The sequence below is a fragment of the Streptomyces sp. NPDC107454 genome (genome assembly GCF_055582885.1).
Genome location: NZ_JBVJPA010000010.1, coordinates 74520 through 95685, shown reverse-complemented (window position 1 = coordinate 95685; position 21166 = coordinate 74520). Strand labels below are relative to the sequence as shown.

The window sequence follows — 21166 nt, the reverse complement described above, 5'->3', positions numbered from 1 at the left end:
CCGTGAATCATTCGTAGGGGCTAACGCGGAAGGACGACGGTGGGTCAGTCGGCCAGCGCGGAGGCCAGTTCCCGCGCGGCTTGCACGAGTTCCTCGTCCGGTTCGTCGAGCAGGCGCCGGATGGTCTCGCGGTGGGCGCGCACGGCTCGGCGTGCTTCGCGTTCCCAGCCCACGTAGTTCTCACGGCGATTGAGCAGCTTGGGGTAGGCGACGGCCGTGCTCTCCCACTGCCGGGCGTCGGCGATGCTCTTCAGCAGCTGAAGGACCTGCACACGGCAGGGGACTTGAGGGAGCTGGGCGAGTTCCCACAGGAAGGGGACCGTGGCGGCGGTGGCCTGGTCCACGACGAAGCCGTACTGGCAGATGCGTTGCCGTAGACGCGCGAGCGCGGCGACGGCGGTGGCTTCGTCGCCCGTGGTGACGGCCGCGAGCAGGAAGGGGATGCCCGTGGCGGACCCGGTGGAATCCTGGAGCTCGCGCCACGGGACGTCTCTCAGGTTCTTCAGGGTTGTCTCCATGTCCGCTCCCACGAGAGGCGTTGCGTGATGCCGTGCGCCGGGCGGCTCTGCCGATGCGGCGGCCGTCATGTCGGACCCTGCCAGGGCGGTGATGTCGGCCGAGACGGGGGAGTGGGCAGCATCGCCCAGACGGTCTTGCCTGCACGTGAGCGAGTCCAGCCCCAGTGCTCGGACAGCTCTTCGACGATGCGCAGGCCGCGGCCGTGGACTTCCAGCGGGGCGTCCGTGCCTGGGCAGACCGGCGGGCTCTCGCACTGATCGGTGACGGCGCACACGAGATGGGTGCGTCGAAGCGTCAGATTCAGTCGCACGCCGTTCTGCCCGGCGGCGGAGTGCGGTGCCGCGTGAAGTACCGCGTTCGTGGCCAGTTCGTTGACGATGAGGACGGCGTCGTCACTGTGGTGGTCCAACTCCCAGTGGCCAAGGGTGCGGCGGGTGAAGGCGCGCGCCTGGGCGAGCCCCTGGCGGGTGTCGGTGATGCGCAGGCTGGCGAATCTGGGTGAGTTGCACACGGGATCGCTCCCCGCGGGCCGCTCTTGCCCCGCGACGGAGAAGCGCGCTTCTTCCATGAGCGAGCCGGTCGGAGCGGCTCGACCCGACGATGGCGCAGCCCTGCCGCTTGCAAGGCTCGGTGCTTCGCGTGCAGGTAAGGACACGACATCTCCCTGATGCGACGTCAGGTTCGGTGCGGCAACAGTGCGGTTGACTCCCGAGCTATTATCCATCCTGTCAGCGCCCGTCGTGCAATTTCACGGGAAATTGCACGAGTGGATGGCTGGGGCAGGCCGCACGGGTTCGGTCCGCTCCAGTGGGCGGCCGACCTGTACACCGTGGTGGAACGTGAACGAGGAGAGTGCGGTGCCGTCAGTGCGAAACGGAATGCGGGCCAGTTCACTGGGTGTTCGCTGGTTGAAGAGTCGGCACAGCAACGCCGAGGGCAACTGCGTCGAGGTGGCGTCCCTGGCCGAGGGGGGCGTGGCGCTGCGCAACTCCTGCGACCCCGACGGGCCCGCCCTCATCTACACAGCGGCTGAAGTGGCCGCTTTCCTGGCCGGGGCGAAGGACGGGGAGTTCGACCATCTGGTGTGAAGCGGAGTCGAGCGATTCCACTTCTGCCGACGCGTGCGACAGAAGGCCGCGGGATGCGAGGATGGACTCCGTCGTCTGCCGTTCTACAGGGAGTCAGGATGTCCGCCGAGTCACCTCGTGTCTCCCGTCTCGAACCGTATCTGACGCGGACCGAGCCCGCTCCGACCTTGCTGAAGATGCTGGTCGGTGTCCAGCTCGCGGGCATCCGCGAAGACGCCGGCCTCGCACAGGAACAGGCCGCTCGCGCCATCGGGTTCAGTCCGGCGAAGCTGTCGCGCATCGAAGCGGGCAAGGGCCGTCGGCCGCCCACGGAAGGCGACGTCCGCGCGCTGTTGGAGCTCTACAAAACCGATGACCACGAGTCGTCGGTTCTGCTCCAGTTGCTGCGGCGTGCCGGTGAGCCGGGATGGTGGCAGCGCTACGACAAGCGGCTGATGCCCGAGTGGTTCGATCGGCTGGTAGGCCTCCAGGAGGCCGCTGCCGCCATCCGCACCTTCGAGATCCAGTACGTCCCCGGTCTGCTGCAGACTCCGGCCTACACCAGGGCGGTCGTGGAGCGCGGCCTGCCCACGGCACCGGCCGGTGAGGTGCAGCGCCGTGTCGAACTGCGCATGCGCCGACGGGAACTGCTGCGCCGCGAGGACGGCCCTCAACTGTGGGCGATCATCGATGAGTCGGTCCTGTTGCGCGTACTCGGCAGCCGCGAGGTGATGCGCGAGCAGCTCGAGTACCTCGTGGAAATGGCCCAGCGTCCCCAGGTGACGTTGCAGATCGTGCCCTTGGACGTGACGCACGCCTCCGCGCCCGCCATCCCCATCACCTACCTGCGCTTCGGCGGCCTCGATCTTCCCGACATCGTCTACCTGGAGCACATCAGGAGCGCGAACTTCCTGGAGGACCGGGACGAGACCGAAGAGTACCGACTGGCTCTGGACCGTCTGGGAGACGAAGCCCTCACCCCGCGCGATTCCTTGACGCTGTTGCGGGACACGAACGCGGGGCGCTATTCGGCCTCATGACTGCCTCCGGCTCCACCGGCCGGATCCCGGTGGAGCCGACGGGAGCAGTCCCGTGCGGAGCAGTCCCGTGGTCTTACGGTCTCATCGGATTCGGCCTACGCCGCCGAACTCGACCCATTCCTGGGTGAGCTGACGGGGTGCGACCTCGCTGTCGGGTCGCCACGTGGACACCTCCACCAGACCGGGCTCCAGGACGTCGAGATCCTCGAACCACTCCGCCACGTCCTTCTCCTGGCGGACCCTGCCCCAATGCCCCTGGGTCGCCTGATCCATGAAGTCGGTGACGAACTCTCGGACCTTCTCGTCCTCGCTGACCAGCTGGCACATCACCATGAAGCTGCCGGGCACGAGCCGCTCGGCCACCCGGTGGGCCACGGCGAGCGGACCGTCGGTCTCCCCGTCCGGAATACAGTGGAAGACCGAGTTGAACAGCACGGCCACCGGCTGCGAGAAGTCGAGCAGGCGCTGGGTGTCCGGGTGGGAGAAGATCTTCTCCGTGTCACGCAGATCCGCGTGGATGACTGTGGTGCGGTCATTCTGGTCCAGCAGCGCCCGTCCGTGCACCAGCACCATCGGATCGTTGTCGACGTACACCACGCGCGACGAGGGATCGACGCGTTGCGCGACCTGGTGGACGTTCTCCTGGGTGGGCAGGCCTGACCCGTGGTCGAGGAACTGCCTGATGCCGTACTCGGCTGCGAGCGTCCCGACGACCCGCTGCAAGAAGCGCCGGTTGTTGAGCGCCAGGGCGCGCGTGCTGGGTACGACCTTGTCCAGCTCGGCGCAGGCTGCCCGATCGGCTGCGTAGTTGTCCTTGCCGCCCAGGTAGTGGTCGTACATGCGAGCGGCCGTGGGTACGGTGGCGTCGATCTTCGTGGACAACTGCTTTCCAGCCTGCATCGTTCCCCCAGCTCCAAGCTGCTTCCAGTGGCTTGGCTTGACAGACAATACATCCTAGGCAGTGGGCAATTGGGGACACCAGCCTGTTGACCGAGGATCTCCGGGACAGCACCCTCGAGACCCTCTGGCCCGGCGCGTGTCCAGTCCTCGCCGTGGCACCGTGCGGCCGTGCCGCCCGGTGAGGAAACATGGGACCGCAAGCGTTGAAAAACCGAGGTGGAGGTGCGGGTACATGCAGCACGAACGAGCGGGCACTCCGGCCGGTCCCGAGGACCTCGTCGACGTAGCCCGGCTGGTCACGGCGTATTTCGCGCTGCACCCCGACCCGGCGGAACCCGGCCAGCGCGTGGCCTTCGGTACGTCCGGACATCGAGGGTCGTCACTGGCGACCGCGTTCAACGAGGACCACATCGCCGCGACGAGTCAGGCCATCTGCGAGTACCGCGAGGGCCAGGGCATCGACGGCCCCCTCTTCCTGGGCGCCGACACCCACGCCCTGTCGGAGCCCGCGAAGGTCACCGCGCTGGAGGTGTTCGCGGCCAACGGAGTGTCGGTGCTCCTTGACAGCGCGGACGGCTACACGCCCACTCCGGCGGTCTCGCACGCCATTCTGACCCACAACCGCGGACGGTCCTCGGGTCTCGCGGACGGGGTCGTCGTCACCCCCTCCCACAACCCGCCCGCGGACGGTGGCTTCAAGTACAACCCGCCGAACGGCGGCCCGGCCGGCTCCGAGGCGACATCCTGGATCCAGGACCGGGCCAACGAACTCATCGAGGGCGGGCTCAAGGACGTACGGCGCATCCCCTGTACGAGGGCCCTGGCCGCCCCCGGCACCGGTCGCTACGACTTCCTGGGCACCTACGTGGCCGACTTGCCGCAGGTGCTGGACCTGGACGCGATCCGCACGGCCGGCGTGCACATCGGCGCGGACCCCCTGGGCGGGGCATCGGTCGCCTACTGGGGACGCATCGCCGAACAGCACGCGCTCGACCTGACGGTGGTCAACCCCCTCACCGACCCGACCTGGCGCTTCATGACGCTGGACTGGGACGGCAAGATTCGCATGGACTGTTCGTCGCCCTACGCCATGGCCTCGCTCATCGAGCAGCGCGACCGTTTCCGGATCGCCACGGGCAATGACGCCGACGCCGACCGCCACGGGATCGTCACACCGGATGCCGGGCTCATGAACCCCAACCACTACCTCAGCGCCGCCATCTCCTACCTGTACTCCCACCGGGACCAGTGGCCGGCGGACACGGGGATCGGGAAGACGCTGGTGTCGTCCAGCATGATCGACCGGGTCGCCGCCGGCCTGGGCCGTCAACTCGTCGAAGTGCCCGTGGGATTCAAGTGGTTCGTGGACGGGCTGGTCGGCGGCTCGCTCGGCTTCGGCGGGGAGGAGTCGGCCGGTGCGTCCTTCCTGCGCCGCGACGGTTCGGTGTGGACCACCGACAAGGACGGCATCATCCTGGCCCTTCTCGCTTCCGAGATCACGGCGGTGACCGGGAAGACCCCCTCGGAGCACTACACCGCGCTCACCGCACGCTTCGGCGCCCCCGCGTACGAGCGCATCGACGCCCCGGCTTCCCGCGAGGAGAAGGCCCTCCTCGCGAAGCTCTCGCCCGCACAGGTCAGCACGCACACCCTCGCCGGGGAAGCGGTCACCGCGGTGCTCACCCATGCTCCGGGCAACGACGCGCCCATCGGCGGCATCAAGGTGACCACCGCCAACTCCTGGTTCGCGGCCCGTCCGTCGGGCACCGAGGACGTCTACAAGATCTACGCCGAGTCGTTCCTCGGAGCCGATCATCTGCGCCAGGTGCAGGAGGAGGCGAAGGGCGTGGTCTCGGCGGCGTTGAGCGCCTGACGCCACGTGTGTGATCCGACGGATGCGGACAAGGGCTGTTGCCACAACGGCCCTTGCCTGCGGGGGTGCTTCAGTCCGTCAACCGGCGTCCCTACCGCCCTCTCCTGCCGCTGGTCGAGAGGTCGATGTCCCACTGCAGGTGCTGGAGGAGGTCGCTGTCCCCGGGGCGGGGAGCGGGCGCCGTTCGACCGGTGCGTGACGGTGTGTGGAAGCCACGGGAGATCTTGCCGCTGGTCGTGATGTTGTGCTCCACGCGCGGGCGGCGGAGGGCCTCGTAAAGGGTGAGCGCGGACTCGGTGTCGGGCGCGTCCCGCAGTGACTTCGCGAGGACGACAGCGTCCTCGAGCGCCATCGACGCTCCTTGCCCGGTCGCGGGGGAGGCCGCGTGGGCGGCGTCGCCAATGATCAGGGCCCGTCCGTGGCGCCATGGTGTGCCGGTCGGGATCTCGGTCGCGTTGGTGACCATGATGCGGTCGGTGGTGGCCGCGACCACGTCCGCGGCGGGTGTGGCGTCCCCGCGCAGCAACGGCAGGAGCAGCTCACGCCAGTGGCCGGGCGTGCCGTGCGCGATGTCGTCGGCGGACAGCGGCTCACCGGCCACACGTGCGAACCAGTACGTCTCTCCGCCGGGCGAGACCGCACAGCCGAAGGCGGCCGCGCCGCCCCTCACCATGGTGATACGCCCGGTCTCCGCGACCAGGGGCGCCTCACCGGCGTAGCCGTAGAAGACGCTCTCACCCGCGAAGCAGGGCCGCGTCCGAGGGGCGATCGACTCCCGGACGGTCGAGCTCAGCCCGTCGGCGCCGATCAGCAGGTCACCGGTCGCGGTGGAGCCGTCGGTGAATCGTGCGGTGACGCCGTCCCGACCGCTCTCGACGCAGGCGAGCCGGGTGCCGCGCCGGAGGCCGATGCCCCGGCGTGCCGCCTCCGCCTGCAGAGCGGCGTTGAACTCGCCACGGCGCAGGCAGCGGTAAGCGAGAAGCGGGTCGTGGGCCTCTCCGAGCGGCATCTGTGCCACCTCGGTGCCCGCTGCGTCGAGCACGCTCATGGCACGAAGCGGGAAGCCGACCTCGGTGACCGCGGCGGAGGCGTCGATCTGGGCGAGGGCACGCATGCCGTTGCTCGCCAGGGTGAGGAAGGCACCGATGTCCTCGGCCGACTCGGGGTGTGCCTCGTACACGGTGACGTCGAACCCTGCCTTGTGCAGGGCCAGGGCCGTCGCCGTACCGGCGATACCGCCTCCGATGACAATGATCTCCGTCATGTCGTATCCCCCGGCACCCGTAGGGCTCTCGCGCGATGTCCCTGCCCCGTGCCCAACGCGCGGGCGAGCGCGAGGGGTTCCCGACCGGTCCCTCGAACTTCCGGTGTCAGAAGAAGCTGGAGGGGTGACCGATGTGGTGCTGCTGCCGTTCCTGGCCGAGCAGTTGTCGACGGGCTGCGGTCGCATGGCCGTGCCGGTGTTCTAGCCCTCCCTGCGGTCGGCTGCCACGGCGCGGTGGACGCTCTCGCGGAGCAGGGAGCGACGCTGCTCGTGAACTTCGGGGGGCTCCTGGGCGGTTGCCGCGTAGACGTTGCTGACCGGTGACCAGGCCATGGACATGGCGATGACCATGGCCATCACGTCGAACGGGTCCCCCTGGCGCACCGATCCGGCGGCCTGGGCGTCGGCGATGGCCCGCAACTTGCGGTCGTCGAGGCGGTCGGGGTCGTCCACCAGGTGCCCGGTCGGGCGGCGCTCCAGGCGAGCCCAGGTGGCCAGCCGGATCAGGTCGGGCCGGCGGAGGTACTCGTCGTAGAGCCGTACGGCCCAGTCCGCGAGGTCGGTGGCGTCGATCGGGACGACATTCACGATCCGCTCCAGCGAGCCGAAGAAGATGGCGTCGAAGAGCCCCTCCTTGTTGCCGAAGTAGGCATAGAGCTGTGCCTTGTTCGTGCGCGCGGCGGCCACGATCCGCTCGACGCGTGCGCCGGCGATCCCGTGCTCGGCGAACTCCTGGGTCGCCACATCGAGGATGCGCTGGTACGTCGCCGCTCCGCGCGAGGTCAGGGGCCGGTCCGTCATGTTTGTCAGGGTACCAAACAGAACAGTTGGTTTGCCTTGAGTCGCCGACGCGTCTACGCTGAGATAGACCGAACAGTCTGTTTAAGGAGATGTGCGATGCGGACAACGACCGGCTGGCAGGCGGACGGGCCGACGGCGACACTGCGAAGGACGTCGCTGAAACGGCGCGACCTGCGCCCGGACGACCTCGCGATCCGAGTGGACTACTGCGGTGTCTGCCACACCGATCTGCACGCCGTCCGCAGCCACGACGGCGCGGAGGGCCGTCCCTTGGTGCCGGGACACGAGTTCACGGGCGTGGTGGCCGAAACCGGGCCCGCCGTCACCCGCTTCTCCGTCGGCGACCCTGTCGCGGTCGGCAACATCGTCGATTCCTGCGGGGAGTGCGCGATGTGCCGAGCCGGCCAGGAGAACTTCTGCCATGCCTTCCCGACCCTGACCTACGGCGGCGTCGACCGGCACGACGGATCGACCACCCTGGGGGGCTACTCCCGCGAGTACGTCGTCCGTGACCGGTTCGCCCACCCTCTTCCCGCCGGTCTGGATCCGGCCGCCGCCGCTCCTCTGCTCTGCGCCGGGATCACCGTCTGGGAACCGCTGCACACCTTGGGCGTGGGGCCGCACAGTCGCGTCGCCGTGGCGGGGCTGGGTGGCCTGGGTCATCTCGCGGTCAAGATCGCCGTGGCGCTCGGGGCCGACACCTCGGTCATCAGCCGCTCACCCGACAAGGCCGACGACGCTCGTCGTCTCGGCGCCCACGCTCTCATCGTCTCGACGGACCAGGAACAGATGGCCGACGCCCGTGACCGGTTCGACGTCGTCATCGACACCATCTCCGCCCCGCACGACCTGGGCCCCTACCTGCGCCTGGTCGCCATGGACGGGACGCTCAGCCACCTCGGGCACCTCGGACCCGTCACCGTGGAGACCATCGACCTTCTCGTGGGACGCAAGAAGCTCAGCTCCGCGGGCAGCGGTGGGAGGCCCGCGACCACGGCCATGCTCGATTTCTGCGCCGAGCACGGCATCACCGCCGACATCGAGCTCCTCCCCTCGGCGCGTGTGAACGAGGCCCTCGAACGCCTCGGCCGCAACGACGTGCGCTACCGCTTCGTCCTCGACATGTCCGACCTGGCAGCCTGAAGCAGGTGCCGACCCGCTGTCCCGATCATCCCTGGCGGGCCGTGTCGTGCCGTCGGGGTGTGTAGTCCGGGGGTCCTGGGGGACCATGGAAGGCGACGCGCCTGTGGAGACGGGCAGGCCGCGCTCCAGGCCGGCGGCTGGCCTCGCATGCCGCCGACCGCGGAAGGAGTGCCTGTGATGAGCGAAGCCGAATGGTGTCCGTCGGGCATCGACTGGGCTCGCCCCCGCCGGGACAGCGAGCCGGCGCAGCCGAGCGGGCTGATGGACCTCCTCGGCGTCGCGGCGACACTGCTGGACGCGGAAGGACGGATCGTCCTGTGGAGTCCGCAGGCAGAGGAGCTGTACGGGTACACGGCGGAGGAGGCGCTCGGGCAGTACGCCGCGCTGCTGCTCGTCCGTGAAGAGGACTGGGACTGGGTGATCAAGAAGTTCGCCGAGGTCATGGAGACCGGCCAGGGTTGGGGCGGCACGTTTCCCATCCGCTGCAAGGACGGGAGCACCCGGCTGGTGGAGCTGCGCAACACCCGGCTTCTGGACGACCACGGCGACTTCTACGCCCTCGGGCTCGGTACCGACTCACCCACGCTGCGCGAGGTGGAGCGGGACGTCGCCCTGTCCACCCGGTTGATCTCCCAGTCCCCCTTCGGGCTGGCGATCCTCGACAACGACCTCAGATACCTGGCCGTCAACCCCGCGCTGGAGCGGATGCACGGCCTCCCCGCGAAAGAGCACCTCGGCCGCCACTACCGCGAGATCATGAGCCCCGACAAGTTCGAGGTGATCGAGGTCGCGATGAGGAGGGTCCTCGAGAGCGGAGTCCCCCTGGTCGACGAGTCCACCGTCGTCGGCTTCACCCCGGCCGACCCGGAACAACGGCACGCGTGGTCGATCTCGGTGTACCGGCTGGAGGACACCCAGGGCCGTGTTCTCGGGGTGGCCGAACTCGTGGTGGACGTCAGCGAGCGGTACCGGTCGGCCATGGAGGCCACCGAGACCCGGCGGCGCCTGGCCCTGATCGCCGATGGCTCCGCTCGTATCGGCACCACTCTGGAGGTCGAGGAGACAGCCCGGGAGCTGGCCGAGGTGACCGTTCCCGACTTCGCCGACATGGTCGCCGTCGATGTGCTCGACTCCGTCCTCGACGAGCACCGCTCCGCCTCCGACGACGGCCCCGCGCTGTTCCGCGCCCTCGCCGTGAAGGCCGCCTACCCCACCGAAGCGGTCCTGGCCGCCGATCCGCCGGGCCATATCACCACCTACGAGGCCGATCGCGTGGCCACTCGATGTGTGCGCACGGGCCGGCCCATCCTGATCGCACACGCCGACGGGAACGACCTGAGTTGCATCGCCCGCGACGACCGCGCCGCCACGTTGCTGGCCCGGGCCGGGGTGCACTCCTATATGGCCATCCCGTTGACCGCACGGGGTGCCGTCCTCGGCTTCCTGGGGCTTGCCCGCGCCCGGGATCCACGGCCCTTCGACGAGGACGACCTCGCCATCGCCACCGAGCTCGCCTTCCGCGCCGCGGTGTGCATCGACAACGCCCGCACGCACCAAAGCGTGCGCACCGCCGCCGAGACCCTCCAGCGCAGCCTGCTCCCCGACCACCCCTCCCGCCTTCCCGGCCTGCAGGTCTCCTCCCGCTATGTCCCGGCACAGGCCGCCTACGAGATCGGCGGCGACTGGTACGACGTGCTCCCGCTCGGCGGCGACAAGACGGCCCTCGTCGTGGGCGACGTCATGGGCAGCGGCATCGACGCCGCCGCGGCCATGGGGCGCCTGCGCACCGCCACGGCCGCCTTCGCCAGCCTGGACCTGGAGCCGGCCAGGGTTCTCGAGCAGCTCGACTCGATCACATCCGGGCTGGAGCAGTACATCGCCACCTGCCTCTACGCGGCCTACGATCCGCACCGCGGCGAGTGCCGCATCGCCAACGCCGGCCACCTGCCTCCTGTCCTCGTGCGCAGTGGCGAGCGCCCCCGGTTGCTCGACCTGCCCGCAGGTATCCCGCTCGGAGTCGGAGGTGTCCCGTTCGAAGCGACCGCCGTCGAATTCGGCCTGGGCGACAAGCTGGTCCTGTACACGGACGGTCTGGTCGAGACCCGACATGACTCCATCGACGAACGCCTCGCCGTCCTGGTCCACGCCCTGGAGGTGGCCGACTGCCCGTTGGAGGAGACGTGCGACCGCCTTCTCGAGGGGCTGCGACATCCGCGCGACCGCGACGACGTCGCTCTGCTGATCGCCCGCGCGGTACGTTCCCCGTGACGAGGACGCGGGACTACTTGCCCCAGATCTTCCGGTACGCCTCCCGATAGCCCGACGGATCCCAGGTCGTGGCCCCGTGGCTGTTGTCGGCCGTGGTGATGTGGACGGGGGCCACATATCCGCCGGCGGGCCGACCGGAGAAGGCACGGTTGAACTCGTCGACGATCTGCCAGCCCTGCAGGGACAGCGGCTCGGGGACGGTGGCGGCCTGGTACTGCTCGCCGTTGATGCGCTGGAAGGCGGAGGGGTCGCCGTCACCTGCGCCGATGTTGAAGGGCGGGCCGGCGCCGTTCTTGCCGGCGGCACGGAAGGCCGGGGCGGCGTCGGCGAAGTACAGATCGTTGATGGCGACGGAGTGGGTCCACGTACTCCCGAAGCGGGAGAGGAGGGAGGAGATCTCCCGGGGGATGCGGCTGCTCGCGTCCGAGATCGGGATGTTCTCGTACGACAGGAGCCGCACGCCCGAGCAGGTGGAGAGGTCTCTCCTGATCAGCTCGGACTTGTTCCTGGCGAAGGGGATCGAGGCATCGGTGATGAGCACGACCCCGGCGTGGCCGTCGGAGTGCGCGATGATCCACTGGGCGCTGATTGCCGCCACGTCCTCGACCCGGGTGGTGACGTTGGTGAAGAGCCGGGGCCTTCGGCTGGGTCCGGGGGCGGCGACCGCGTGCCAGCCGATGAGCGGGATGCCTGCCCCTTCGGCCTGGGAGACCTGCCGTGACGTCGAGTTGGGGTCGAAGCCGCCGATGACGATGCCCGAGGGTCTGAGCGCCAAGGCCGCGCTCATCGCCGCCTGGACGCCCACGGGTGTGCCCCCGCCGTCGATCACTCTGACGTTCCAGCCGATGACCCGTGCGGCGTCCCGCACCCCGTTCGCGGCGCCCGCGACGCCGGGATTGGTCATGCTCTGGGCGACGTAGACGATGGTCTTGCCGGGGACGGCCTTGGGGCCGCTGGTCGGCCCGCTCCAGGGGATGTCGGTCCTTTCCGCCTGTCTGACGGCGGTCTCGGCACGGTCCTGGATCGCGGGGCAGCCGCCAGGACCCGTGGGGGAGGCTCCCCGGCTGCGCGACGAGCCGCGTTCGCAGCCCGCGAGGACCATGGCCGCGATGACCACCGCGGTGGCGACGGACCGCGCCCTCATGACGGCGGGAGTGGCCTTGCGGTTGCCGTGCACGGGAGCTCCTCGCGGAGGAAGGGGCGGGACGATGCGGACGAGAACACACAGATGGTCCCCGTGGCGCGGGTCATGGAGCGGTGCCCGCCGCACCACCGCCCCGCGTCGTGGAGGAGGGTGGGGGAGGCGGCGCGTCGGGCGAGTCGCGGGCCGCCGCCGCGCCGGTGCGAAGGCGGCGGGCGGAGTAGCCCGACAGACCGACAGCCACGAGCAGGGTGCCGCCGTAGAACAGCGGAATCGTCCAGAAGCCCGCGCCCATCTGACCGATGCCCGTGAGGCCGACGGCCAGGACGGCGACGGCGACGACGGTGCCCATGGCGTTGGGGCGGCCGGGTCTGATCGCGGTGGAACCGAGGAGAGCGGCGGCGAAGGCGGGCAGCAGGTAGTCGAGGCCGACGCTGGGGTTGCCGATCTGCTGCTGGGCCGCGAGCAGGACGCCGGCGAGGCCGACGATCAGTCCCGACGCCGTGAACGCGTAGACGGAGTACCTGCGCGTCGGGATGCCGATGAGGTTCGCGGCGCGCCGGTTCGCACCGATGACGTACAGGTAGCGGCCGAGCGGCAGCCGTTCCAGCACCAGCCAGAGCGCGACGGCGAGAGCGAGCACGTAGAAGGCGGGGACGGGAAGGCCGAGGAACATCGAGTCGTAGAGGTCGGTGAAGGCGAGGGGGAGCCCCTGCGGGCCTGGGACGATCCGACCACCGTCGGTGACCCAGCCGGTCACGGCGTACAGCATGCTGCCGGTCCCGAGCGTGGCGATGAAGGAGCTGATCCGGCCGAATTCGACGATGACACCGTTGAGGACGCCCACGACCGCTCCACCCACGATCACCGCGAGGCAGGCGAGTGGCCAGGGCCAGCCGTTGTTGACGACGAGCTGCATCACCATGACGTGCGCCAGGCCGAGGCCGTAGCCGAGGGAGAGGTCGAAGTTGCCCGTCACGATGGGGACCATGGCGGCGAGCGCGAGGACGGCCGGGATCGACTGGGTGGACAGGATCGAGTCGACGGTGCCCAGTGTGGGGAACGTGCGCGGCAGGGCGAGGGAGAAGACCAGGAAGAGCAGGGCGGTGAGCGCCAGGAGCCCGTACCTGCCGATGAGGTGCCCGCCCGGACCGCGCGGTCGCCGTGGCCCGCCCGGTCGGCCGAGGTGGCGCGGCGGCCTCGGTCGCTGCGGCCGGGGTCGGGGTGGGGAGGAGTCCGTCATGGGTGGGTCGCGGTTCCGGAGAGGGGCATGGCCGACGCCGCCCGGGTGAGCCCGGCGACGGTGAGGTCCGGACCGCTCAGCTCGGCCGTCACGGACCCGCGCACGAAGACGAGGGCGCGTCGGCACACGCCCGCGACCTCCTCGAAGTCGGTGGAGATCAGCAGGACCGCGAGGCCTTCGGCCAGCCCGTCGTCGAGCAGGCGGTAGACCGTGGCCTTGGCGCCGATGTCCACGCTCGCGGTCGGCTCCTCGAGGATCAGCAGGCGCAGGCCGACCCGGAGCCACCGGCCGATCACGACCTTCTGCTGGTTTCCGCCGGACAGGGTGGCGAGGGGGGCCTCGCTGTCCTGGGGCCGCACCGAGAGCCGTTCGATCAGATCGGCTGCCTCCGCGCGTTCGCGGCGGGGGCTGATCCAGCTCAGCGCCGACAGGCCGCCCGCGGCGGGGTTGGCCAGGAGGTTCTCGCGCACCGTCAGCTCGGCGGCGCAGCCCTCCCGCTGTCTGTCGCCGCTCACGAAGCCCACCCCGAGGCGGACGGCGTCGGCGACCGTGCGCGGGCTGTACGGCTGACCGCCGAGCAGGACGCGCCCGTCGAGGACGGCACGGGAACCGGCGAGGGCTCGGCCCAGGTCCATGTGCCCCGCGCCCGAGAGTCCGACCAGGCCCAGGACTTCTCCGGGCCCGAGGTCCAGGCTGACGGGTCCCGCGCCGGCGGTCCGTACGGCGTCGAGGGTCAGGACGGCCGGGCCGTCGGCCGGAACCGTGGCGGGCCGGTAGCCGGCCAGTTCCTCGCCGACGATGTCGTGCACCAGACGGGCCGGGCCACGGCCCGCCAGGGGGCCGTGGCTGACGAGGCGGCCGTCGCGCAGTACGGCGAAGGTGTCGGCGACCTTGTACACCTCGTCCAGCCGGTGGCTGACGTAGAGAATGCCGTGCCCCTGGTCACGCAGGGCGTGGAGCACGCGGAAGAGCCGGGCGCAGTCCGCGGCGGGGAGTCGGGCGGTGGGCTCGTCCAGGACGATGAGCTTCGCGTGTGCCGCCAGGGCACGGGCGATGGCGACCAGCGAGCGCTCGGCGGGGGAGAGCCGGGCGACCGGCGCGTCGGGGTCGAGATGTCCGGCGACGACCTTCAGGGCGTCGGCGCAGCGCTCCCGGGTCCGCCGCCAGGAAATCAGGCCGCCGCGTCGGGGGTACCCGATGCTCAGAGCGATGCTCTCGGCGACCGTCATCCACTCCACGAGTCCGAGGTCCTGGTGGATGAAGGACATGCTGCGGGAGGCGGCATGACTTCCGAGTGGGTGCCCGTCCACCGTGATCTGTCCCGCATCGGCCTGATGGACGCCGGCGAGCACCTTGATGAGCGTGGACTTTCCCGCACCGTTGGGCCCCAGAAGGGCGAGGACACTACCGGTGTGGACATCGAGGTCGACCCCGGCCAGCGCGAGGGTCCCGCCGAACCGCTTGTCGAGCCCGCGGATGCGGACCAGAGGCGTCGCCCCCAAGGGCGGGACGTCCTTCGGGGAAGTGTCGGGAGCGTCATGCACGGACATCTCCGAGGGGTCGTCTGGCGAGTTCTTCCCGACCTTCATCGTCGTCATCAGTGGGGTGAATCCGAGTATTTCAGACATCCTGCGTGCTGCTGTGACTCCAGCGGGTCAGTGGGCCGGCCGGGCGATCCGCGTGTCCCGCGCTCGCCTCTCCCCTGTCCGACGGTCGCGTCCGGTGGACCGCGCACGCGGTTCTTCAGCCGTCGGCGAGCCCGCATTCGGCCCAGATGACCTTGCCCTCGGGCAGATAGCGCGTACCCCAGCTCTGTGACAGCTGCGCCACGAGGAACAGGCCACGGCCGCCCTCGTCGGTGCTGGCCGCCCGGCGCAGGTGCGGGGCGGTGTTGCTGGCGTCGGAAACCTCGCAGATCAGGGTCCGGCCGTGGAGCAGCCGTACCCGGATGGGCCCGGCACCGTGGCGGATGGCGTTGGTCACCAGCTCGCTGAGCATCAGCTCGGCGGCGAACGCGGCCTCGTCGAGTCCCCAGTCGGCCAGTTGCCGCAGGGCGGCGGCGCGGACGTCACTGACCCGGGCCGGATCGGCGGGCAGGTCCCAGGCGGCGATCCGGTGAGGGTCCAGCGCGTGGGTGCGGGCGACGAGCAGGGCGATGTCGTCGCACGGGTGGGCGGGCGCGACGGTTTCCAGGACCGCCTGACAGGTCTGCTCCGGCGTGTGCTCGGGGTGGGCCAGGGCGCCGCGCAGCTGATCGAGGACCACGTCGACGTCGCGGTGCCGGTCCTCGATGAGTCCGTCCGTGTACAGGAGCAGCCGGCTGCCCTCGGGGAGGTGGATCTCGGCGGATTCGAAGGGCAGGCCGCCCAGGCCGAGAGGGGGCCCGGCGGGCAGGTCGGGGAACGACACCGTGCCGTCGGGCCGCACCAGCGCGGGCGGAGGGTGGCCGGCCCGGGCCAGGGTGCACTGCTGCGAGGTCGGGTCGTAGATGGCGTACAGGCAGGTCGCGCCGATGACACCGGCGCCGGCGGCGGGTTCCTCCCGGTCCAGGCGTCCCACGAGGTTGTCGAGGTGGGTGAGGACCTCGTCCGGGGGGAAGTCGAGTTCGGCGAAGCTGCGCGCGGCGGTGCGCAGCTGGCCCATGGTGGCGGCGGAGAGCATGCCGTGTCCGACGACGTCCCCGACGAAGAGGCCGACACGGGTGCCGGAGAGAGGGATGACGTCGTACCAGTCTCCGCCCACGTCGGATTCGGCGGGCAGATAGCGATGAGCGATCTCCACGGCGTCCTGGTCGGGCAGATCGTGCGGCAGCAGGCTGCGCTGGAGGGTCAGGACCATGGTGCGTTCGCGCGTGTAGCGCCGGGCGTTGTCGATGGACAGGGCGGCACGGCTGGCGAGTTCCAGGCCCAGCGAGCGGTCGTCGTCACCGAAGGGGGCGGGGTCCCGCGCACGGTAGAAGCTGGCGATGCCCAGGATCACGCCGCGGGCCACCAGGGGGACCGCGATGAGGGAGTGGACCTCGGTGAGCAGCCGTTCGGTGTGCTCGGGATCCTGGGCGAGCCAGCCCGCGGCGGCCTTCAGGTCCGGTTCCAGCACTGCCTGCCCGCTGGTCAGACAGCGTATCTGCGGTGTGGTCGGGCCGAAGTCGACCTGCTTGCCGACCGGGCTGAAGGGAAGGTCGTCGCGGATCCCGTGCACCACCGTGCGGTGCAGGTCGGTGCGGGGGTTGGCGGACTCCTCGCCGCGCAGTACGGCCTCGGGCAGGTCGATGGTGACGAAGTCGGCCAGTCGTGGCACCGCCGTCTCGGCGAGTTCCTGGGCGGTACGGCGCACGTCCAGGGTGGTACCTATGCGGGCGCTGGCCTCGGACAGCAGCTCCAGACGGCGGCGCGCGGCCAGGGCGTACGTCCCCACGCGCGGTTCCCCCACCATCACGAGCCCTCGTGTCCGGGGCGGGGCGTCGAGGTGATCGTCCGCCATGTCACCCATGCCGACGCTGCCGAACGGGCCGTAGGCGATGTCGGGAAGGTGCCTGGACAGCGCGGCGACGGGCAGACGCCCGGGGGCCGCCGCGGCCGGAACGAGCCGGGGCGGCCGGACGGCGGTGACCACGGCGAGCCGGCCGGAGAAGTCCGGCGGTGCGTCGACCTGGGCCGGGACGGCGAGGGGCTCGCGCAGTGCGGGGCCGGGCAGGACGGCCTCGATGGCAACGCCTTCCACCCCTGAGCCGCTTCTCACCGGACGGCTCATGAGAGTGACCCGCCGGCCGTCGGACAGGGACACGACGGCGGCGGCCCGCTGTCCGCGAGAGATCAGCTCGGCGGCCTTCTCCATGAGGACCGCCCGGTCGCGGGGGTGCAGTTCGAGAGCCAGTTCGTCCACGCCGATGCTGCGGTGAAGGCCGGCGGAGGCCGCGGCTCCGGTGTCCAGGTATGCCCGCAACAGAGCGCGCTCACGCGCGGAACTCTGCCCCAGCAGCCGCAGCTCGATGGCCTGCGCCGCCTTACGTATCATGATCCCCAGCGCGGGGTCTTCGGTGCTGCTCGGATAGCCGAAGCACAGGACGCCCTCGATACGACCGCTGAGCGGATCGCGGACGGGAAGCGCGCGGCAGGCGCTTCGCTGGGAGCGCTCGGCGAAGTGCTCGGCACCGTGAACCCGGATGAGTTGTCGCTCCGCCAGTGCGAGACCGATGCCGTTGGTACCCGCGACCCGCTCGGCGAACACGAATCCCGGAACGCGCTGAAACGCCGGAAGACTCCTGGCCAGTGACGCCTCTCCGAAACGGCGCAGGAGGACCGTACCGCTCGCATCGGCTACGGAGATGTTCATCTTGCTGCCGGCGAACCTGGCCTGCAGCCGGTCGAGCACGGGGACGGCCGCGCGGACGATCCGGGCGTCCCGGTCGAAATCGTCCCGGAAGGGCAGGTCGGCCTGATCCGGTGAGAGGCCGAGGGAGCGGCTGCGCTGCCACGAACTCAGGATCGACGTGCGCACGCCCGCCTCGACGGGCTCACCCTGAAGAAACCGCTCACGGGAACGGGCAGGCCCTGTGCCGCCTGTCGCGTGCCCTGTCGGCATCGGTTCCCCGCCGGCCAGAACCACGCTTCGCCTCACTCGCGCCTTCGACAGTCCATTCGCCGAAAATCACCTGCTATGCAAGAGAATACCGAGAATGTGGTTATTGGTGATATCGGCCATGGTTCATGAGGACCCGTCCCAGCGCATCACTCGTCTGCTTTTCCTTGAGCGCGCGTGCGGCGCAGCCGGGGCAGGCTGACGTACATCCCGCCGTCCTTCGAAGGTGAGCAAGCTATGACGTCGTGCCTTCCTTCCGTCGCCACCCCGTTCTCGGTCTCGTCGGCGCGGTCGGCGCGATGAAGAAAGTGCTCCTCGCATCGTGAACACCGTGCAGAAGGTCGCCCTTGTCACCGGCGCTTCGCAAGGCATCGGCGCCGCCCTTGTCACCGCCTACCGCGAGCTCGGCTACGGGGTCGTGGCGATCTCCCGCTCCATCGGCGATTTCAGTGACCCCGAGACACTGGCCGTGCGGGCCGATGTGGCCGAGCCGGGTGTCGGCGCTCGCATCGTCGACGCGGCCCTCGGGCGGTTCGGCCGGATCGACACGCTGATCAACAACGCCGGAATCTTCATCGCCAAGCCGTTCACCGAATACACCGACGAGGACTACGACGCCGTGGCCGGGGTGAACCTGCGCGGCTTCTTCGAGGTCTCCCGCAGCGCCGTCGCCGCCATGCTCACCCGGGCCGGTGGGGGCCACCTGGTGAACATCTCGACCACCCTGGTCGACCACGCCGACTCGCGGGTGCCCGCGGCGCTCGCGTCGCTGACCAAAGGCGGGCTGAACGCGGTCACCAAGGCACTGGCGATCGAGTACGCGTCCCGCGGTGTCCGGGTCAACACCGTCGCGCTCGGCACGGTCCGCACCCCGATGCACCCGACCGCGGAGTACGAGGCTCTCGCCGCGCTGCAGCCGATCGGCCGGGTGGGCGAGATCGACGACGTGGTCGACGCGATCCTGTACCTCGAGAGCGCCTCGTTCGTCACCGGAGAGATCCTGCACGTCGACGGGGGCCAGAGCGCGGGGCGCTGAGCGGCGGTGTGCTGCGCCCCAGTCGGCACTGGTTGGCTTTGGCGACCGTCGGGTCCAAGACTGTCGTGACGCGGACCCCGCCCGTGGACACGGGCGGGGTCCGGCAACGTATGCCTGGATGACTTCCTGCTTCGGCGCAGGTCGCGCACACGCTCATGGTCGTGCGCGCCACTGCCGACAGGCCGTTGGCGGTGCGCGTCAGCCCTCGTAGGCCTTGAGCATGAAGAGCCAGATTTCGCTGATGGTGGGGAAGCAGGCGACGGCGTGCCGTAGTCGCTTGAGGGGGATCTCGCCCGCGACGGCGATGGTTGCGGAGTGCAGCAGTTCACTGACGCCGGGGCCGACGAAGGTCACCCCGAGGAGGACCTCACGGTCGAGGTCGACGACCATGCGGGCTTGGCCGTGGTAGCCGTCGGCGTACAGGACCGCCCCCTTGGCCTGGGCGAAGTCCACGTCGACCACGGAGATGCGGTGGCCGGCTCCGGTGGCCTGTTCGGCGGACAGGCCCACGGCAGCGGCCTCGGGGTCGGAGAAGAAGACCTGCGGCACGGCGTGCTGGTCGGCGGTGGTGGCATGGTCACCCCAGGGCCCGTTGTCGAGCGGCAGCCCCTCGGCGCGGGCGCCGATCGCGTCGCCCGCCGTCCGCGCCTGGTACTTGCCCTGGTGGGTGAGCAGGGCGCGGTGGTTGACGTCGCCGAGAGCGTAGAGCCAGGTGCCCTCCATTCCTCTGACCAGACAGGTCTCGTCGACGTCGAGCCAGGATCCGGGGGCCAGGCCCACGGTCTCCAGGCCGATGTCGTCGGTGCACGGCGCCCGACCGGTGGCGTACATGACTTCATCGGCCTCCAGCCGGCTCCCGTCGTCGAGGCTCAGGGTGACCGGGCCCGCCGGATCGGGGCGGCTCAGCCCGGTCACCGAGACGCCGATGCGTACGTCCGCGCCCGCCTCGGTGAGCCCTTGGGTGACCACGTCGCCGACGAAGGGCTCCATCCGTGGCAAGAGCCGGCGGCGGGCCAGCAGGGTGACCTGGGCGCCGAGGCCCTGCCACAGGGTGGCCATCTCCACGCCCACCCCTCCACCGCCGACGACGGCGAGCCGGCCCGGCACCTGGCTGGAGTCGGTGCCCTCGCGGTTGGTCCACGGACGGGCTTCCTCGATGCCTGGTACCTCGGGCAGTACAGGGCGGCTGCCGGTGGCGATGGCGACCGCGTGGCGGGCGTTGAGGGTGCGGCGCCCGCCGTCGGAGGCGGTCACGGTCACCCGGCGCGGTCCGTCGATCCGGCCCTGCCCGCGGAACAGATCGGCGCCGATGGACTTGACCCAGCCGGCCTGCCCGGAATCGTCCCAGTCGCTGACGTAGTGATCGCGCCGCGCGAAGGCCCTGGCGGTGTCGAGCCGTCCGGTGACCGCCTGGCGGGAACCGTCGACCCGGCGTGCGTCCGAGATGGCGATGACCGGCCGCAGCAGTGCCTTGCTGGGCACGCAGGCCCAGTACGAGCACTCACCGCCGACCAGTTCACGCTCGACCACGGCGACGCTCAGCCCGGCCGCGCGGGCGCGGTCGGCGACGTTCTGGCCGACCGGGCCGGCCCCGAGCACGATCACGTCGTAGGTGTCTTCCGCGGTGTCGCCGGCGGCAGCTTCTGGGGTGATTTCGGGAGAAGTGTTCATGTTTCCATCGTTCCTCGGGACGTGGCGATCCGCTCGGCTCACGGCCGGCGGGGCGTCGCGGATCGCTGGCTCCGCTGTGGGCGGTGACGGCTCGAGGGAGACCGAGCCGGTGGCGGTGAGGGGGTCCTGGGGGCGATGGCGGCCGTGGACGAGCCGCAGTGCCGACTCGCGGGGCCGGGCAGGAGGGGGGAGAGGTGGAGTTCGGGGTCGAGGAGCAGCGTTTGGCGGGGGTCGGCTCGGACAGCCGGTAGTCGATGTATGATGCCAGATCGACCAGGCTGGCGAAGTACGGGACGACGTGCCCCAGCCGCTGGGACGACTCGTGCAGTGCACCGGTCCAGCCGTCGGCGGCGGTCACGCTTCGTCCCCGCTTCCGTACGCGAGGTCGGCGGCGAGCCGCTCCGCGAGGTCCTGGGCCCGGGGCAGCACCCGCTCCGGCGGCAGCATCGCGGCGACGGCGCCCCGCCGTTCGGCCTGGTCGGCGGTGAACGAGCCCTGGGTGAGGGTGAGGTAGCGGGTGCGGTTGACGCCGATGGCCTCCGTCCAGGCGATCTGGATGCCGTCGCCGGGCAATATGCCGATGGCCCTGGGTCACCCGGCGGTCCCCGGTGCCGGTCAGCAC

General features: G+C 70.4%; 17 protein-coding genes. 6 read left to right on the top strand and 11 right to left on the bottom strand.

The genetic code is table 11. The features are described 5' to 3' along the window. Positions 1-44 precede the first annotated feature (44 nt). Both ACZ69M_RS25945 and ACZ69M_RS25940 read right to left on the bottom strand, forming a co-directional pair. Positions 45-587, bottom strand: a complete 543-nt coding sequence (locus ACZ69M_RS25945; protein WP_470053346.1) for a hypothetical protein — start codon at positions 585-587, stop codon at positions 45-47. Next, the gene (locus ACZ69M_RS25940) at positions 584-1030 is read right to left on the bottom strand and encodes an ATP-binding protein (RefSeq protein WP_470053344.1); all 447 of its coding nucleotides are present in this window, start codon (positions 1028-1030) and stop codon (positions 584-586) included. The genes ACZ69M_RS25945 and ACZ69M_RS25940 overlap by 4 nt, the downstream gene beginning before the upstream one ends. 367 nt (positions 1031-1397) lie before the next feature. Here ACZ69M_RS25940 and ACZ69M_RS25935 point away from each other — a divergent pair, with 367 nt between their 5' ends. Together ACZ69M_RS25935 and ACZ69M_RS25930 are read left to right on the top strand one after the other, a co-directional pair. Then, positions 1398-1607: a DUF397 domain-containing protein gene (locus tag ACZ69M_RS25935; protein ID WP_470053870.1), complete on the top strand. Its 210-nt coding sequence runs from the start codon at positions 1398-1400 to the stop codon at positions 1605-1607. Between the two features lie 98 nt (positions 1608-1705). Next, positions 1706-2626 (top strand): helix-turn-helix domain-containing protein, encoded by a 921-nt coding sequence (locus ACZ69M_RS25930; RefSeq protein WP_470053342.1) that lies wholly within the window; start codon positions 1706-1708, stop codon positions 2624-2626. A gap of 81 nt (positions 2627-2707) precedes the next feature. Here ACZ69M_RS25930 and ACZ69M_RS25925 read toward each other — a convergent pair whose 3' ends face one another. Further along, a complete protein-coding gene (locus ACZ69M_RS25925) occupies positions 2708-3526 on the bottom strand; it encodes an SAM-dependent methyltransferase (RefSeq protein WP_095850350.1) in 819 nt (272 codons plus the stop codon). Between the two features lie 232 nt (positions 3527-3758). Between ACZ69M_RS25925 and pgm the strand changes: the two genes are divergently transcribed. Beyond that, positions 3759-5399 carry a phosphoglucomutase (alpha-D-glucose-1,6-bisphosphate-dependent) gene (pgm, locus tag ACZ69M_RS25920; RefSeq protein ID WP_470053339.1) on the top strand — a complete coding sequence of 547 codons (1641 nt, stop codon included), beginning with the start codon at positions 3759-3761 and terminating at the stop codon, positions 5397-5399. 91 nt (positions 5400-5490) lie between these two features. Here the strand turns inward: pgm and ACZ69M_RS25915 are convergent, their stop codons facing one another. Together ACZ69M_RS25915 and ACZ69M_RS25910 are read right to left on the bottom strand one after the other, a co-directional pair. Then, positions 5491-6663 carry an FAD-dependent oxidoreductase gene (locus ACZ69M_RS25915; protein ID WP_470053337.1) on the bottom strand — a complete coding sequence of 391 codons (1173 nt, stop codon included), beginning with the start codon at positions 6661-6663 and terminating at the stop codon, positions 5491-5493. 201 nt (positions 6664-6864) lie between these two features. Further along, positions 6865-7464: a TetR/AcrR family transcriptional regulator gene (locus tag ACZ69M_RS25910; protein WP_470053335.1), complete on the bottom strand. Its 600-nt coding sequence runs from the start codon at positions 7462-7464 to the stop codon at positions 6865-6867. A gap of 96 nt (positions 7465-7560) precedes the next feature. Here ACZ69M_RS25910 and ACZ69M_RS25905 point away from each other — a divergent pair, with 96 nt between their 5' ends. Further along, the gene (locus ACZ69M_RS25905; RefSeq protein ID WP_470053333.1) at positions 7561-8607 is read left to right on the top strand and encodes an NAD(P)-dependent alcohol dehydrogenase; all 1047 of its coding nucleotides are present in this window, start codon (positions 7561-7563) and stop codon (positions 8605-8607) included. A 177-nt stretch (positions 8608-8784) separates the two neighbouring features. Beyond that, the gene (locus ACZ69M_RS25900) at positions 8785-10875 is read left to right on the top strand and encodes a SpoIIE family protein phosphatase (protein ID WP_470053331.1); all 2091 of its coding nucleotides are present in this window, start codon (positions 8785-8787) and stop codon (positions 10873-10875) included. A 13-nt stretch (positions 10876-10888) separates the two neighbouring features. On the opposite strand, the gene ACZ69M_RS25895 is transcribed toward ACZ69M_RS25900, so the two are convergent. The 4 genes from ACZ69M_RS25895 to ACZ69M_RS25880 all read right to left on the bottom strand — a co-directional run bounded on the left by ACZ69M_RS25895 (position 10889) and on the right by ACZ69M_RS25880 (position 17864). After that, a complete protein-coding gene (locus ACZ69M_RS25895; protein WP_470053329.1) occupies positions 10889-12052 on the bottom strand; it encodes a substrate-binding domain-containing protein in 1164 nt (387 codons plus the stop codon). A gap of 70 nt (positions 12053-12122) precedes the next feature. Beyond that, entirely contained in the window at positions 12123-13259 is a 1137-nt protein-coding gene (locus ACZ69M_RS25890; protein WP_470053327.1) for an ABC transporter permease, read from the bottom strand. Then, positions 13256-14803 carry a sugar ABC transporter ATP-binding protein gene (locus tag ACZ69M_RS25885; RefSeq protein ID WP_470053868.1) on the bottom strand — a complete coding sequence of 516 codons (1548 nt, stop codon included), beginning with the start codon at positions 14801-14803 and terminating at the stop codon, positions 13256-13258. The genes ACZ69M_RS25890 and ACZ69M_RS25885 overlap by 4 nt, the downstream gene beginning before the upstream one ends. Positions 14804-15002: 199 nt before the next feature. Further along, positions 15003-17864, bottom strand: coding sequence for a SpoIIE family protein phosphatase (locus tag ACZ69M_RS25880; protein ID WP_470053325.1), 2862 nt, complete (start codon positions 17862-17864; stop codon positions 15003-15005). Positions 17865-18159: 295 nt separating this feature from the next. Between ACZ69M_RS25880 and ACZ69M_RS25875 the strand changes: the two genes are divergently transcribed. After that, a complete protein-coding gene (locus ACZ69M_RS25875; RefSeq protein WP_470053323.1) occupies positions 18160-18873 on the top strand; it encodes an SDR family NAD(P)-dependent oxidoreductase in 714 nt (237 codons plus the stop codon). A gap of 198 nt (positions 18874-19071) precedes the next feature. On the opposite strand, the gene ACZ69M_RS25870 is transcribed toward ACZ69M_RS25875, so the two are convergent. Both ACZ69M_RS25870 and ACZ69M_RS25865 read right to left on the bottom strand, forming a co-directional pair. Further along, positions 19072-20544, bottom strand: coding sequence for a dihydrolipoyl dehydrogenase family protein (locus ACZ69M_RS25870; protein WP_470053321.1), 1473 nt, complete (start codon positions 20542-20544; stop codon positions 19072-19074). Between the two features lie 354 nt (positions 20545-20898). Further along, a complete protein-coding gene (locus ACZ69M_RS25865) occupies positions 20899-21117 on the bottom strand; it encodes a hypothetical protein (RefSeq protein WP_470053319.1) in 219 nt (72 codons plus the stop codon). Positions 21118-21166: the final 49 nt, after the last annotated feature.

Coding starts and splice junctions, on each gene's coding strand:
- ACZ69M_RS25945 (WP_470053346.1), bottom strand. CDS start 587: ATGACGGCCGCCGCATCGGCAGAGCCGCCCGGCGCACGGCATCACGCA.
- ACZ69M_RS25935 (WP_470053870.1), top strand. CDS start 1,398: ATGCGGGCCAGTTCACTGGGTGTTCGCTGGTTGAAGAGTCGGCACAGC.
- ACZ69M_RS25930 (WP_470053342.1), top strand. CDS start 1,706: ATGTCCGCCGAGTCACCTCGTGTCTCCCGTCTCGAACCGTATCTGACG.
- ACZ69M_RS25925 (WP_095850350.1), bottom strand. CDS start 3,526: ATGCAGGCTGGAAAGCAGTTGTCCACGAAGATCGACGCCACCGTACCC.
- pgm (WP_470053339.1), top strand. CDS start 3,759: ATGCAGCACGAACGAGCGGGCACTCCGGCCGGTCCCGAGGACCTCGTC.
- ACZ69M_RS25915 (WP_470053337.1), bottom strand. CDS start 6,663: ATGACGGAGATCATTGTCATCGGAGGCGGTATCGCCGGTACGGCGACG.
- ACZ69M_RS25910 (WP_470053335.1), bottom strand. CDS start 7,464: ATGACGGACCGGCCCCTGACCTCGCGCGGAGCGGCGACGTACCAGCGC.
- ACZ69M_RS25905 (WP_470053333.1), top strand. CDS start 7,561: ATGCGGACAACGACCGGCTGGCAGGCGGACGGGCCGACGGCGACACTG.
- ACZ69M_RS25900 (WP_470053331.1), top strand. CDS start 8,785: ATGAGCGAAGCCGAATGGTGTCCGTCGGGCATCGACTGGGCTCGCCCC.
- ACZ69M_RS25890 (WP_470053327.1), bottom strand. CDS start 13,259: ATGACGGACTCCTCCCCACCCCGACCCCGGCCGCAGCGACCGAGGCCG.
- ACZ69M_RS25870 (WP_470053321.1), bottom strand. CDS start 20,544: ATGAACACTTCTCCCGAAATCACCCCAGAAGCTGCCGCCGGCGACACC.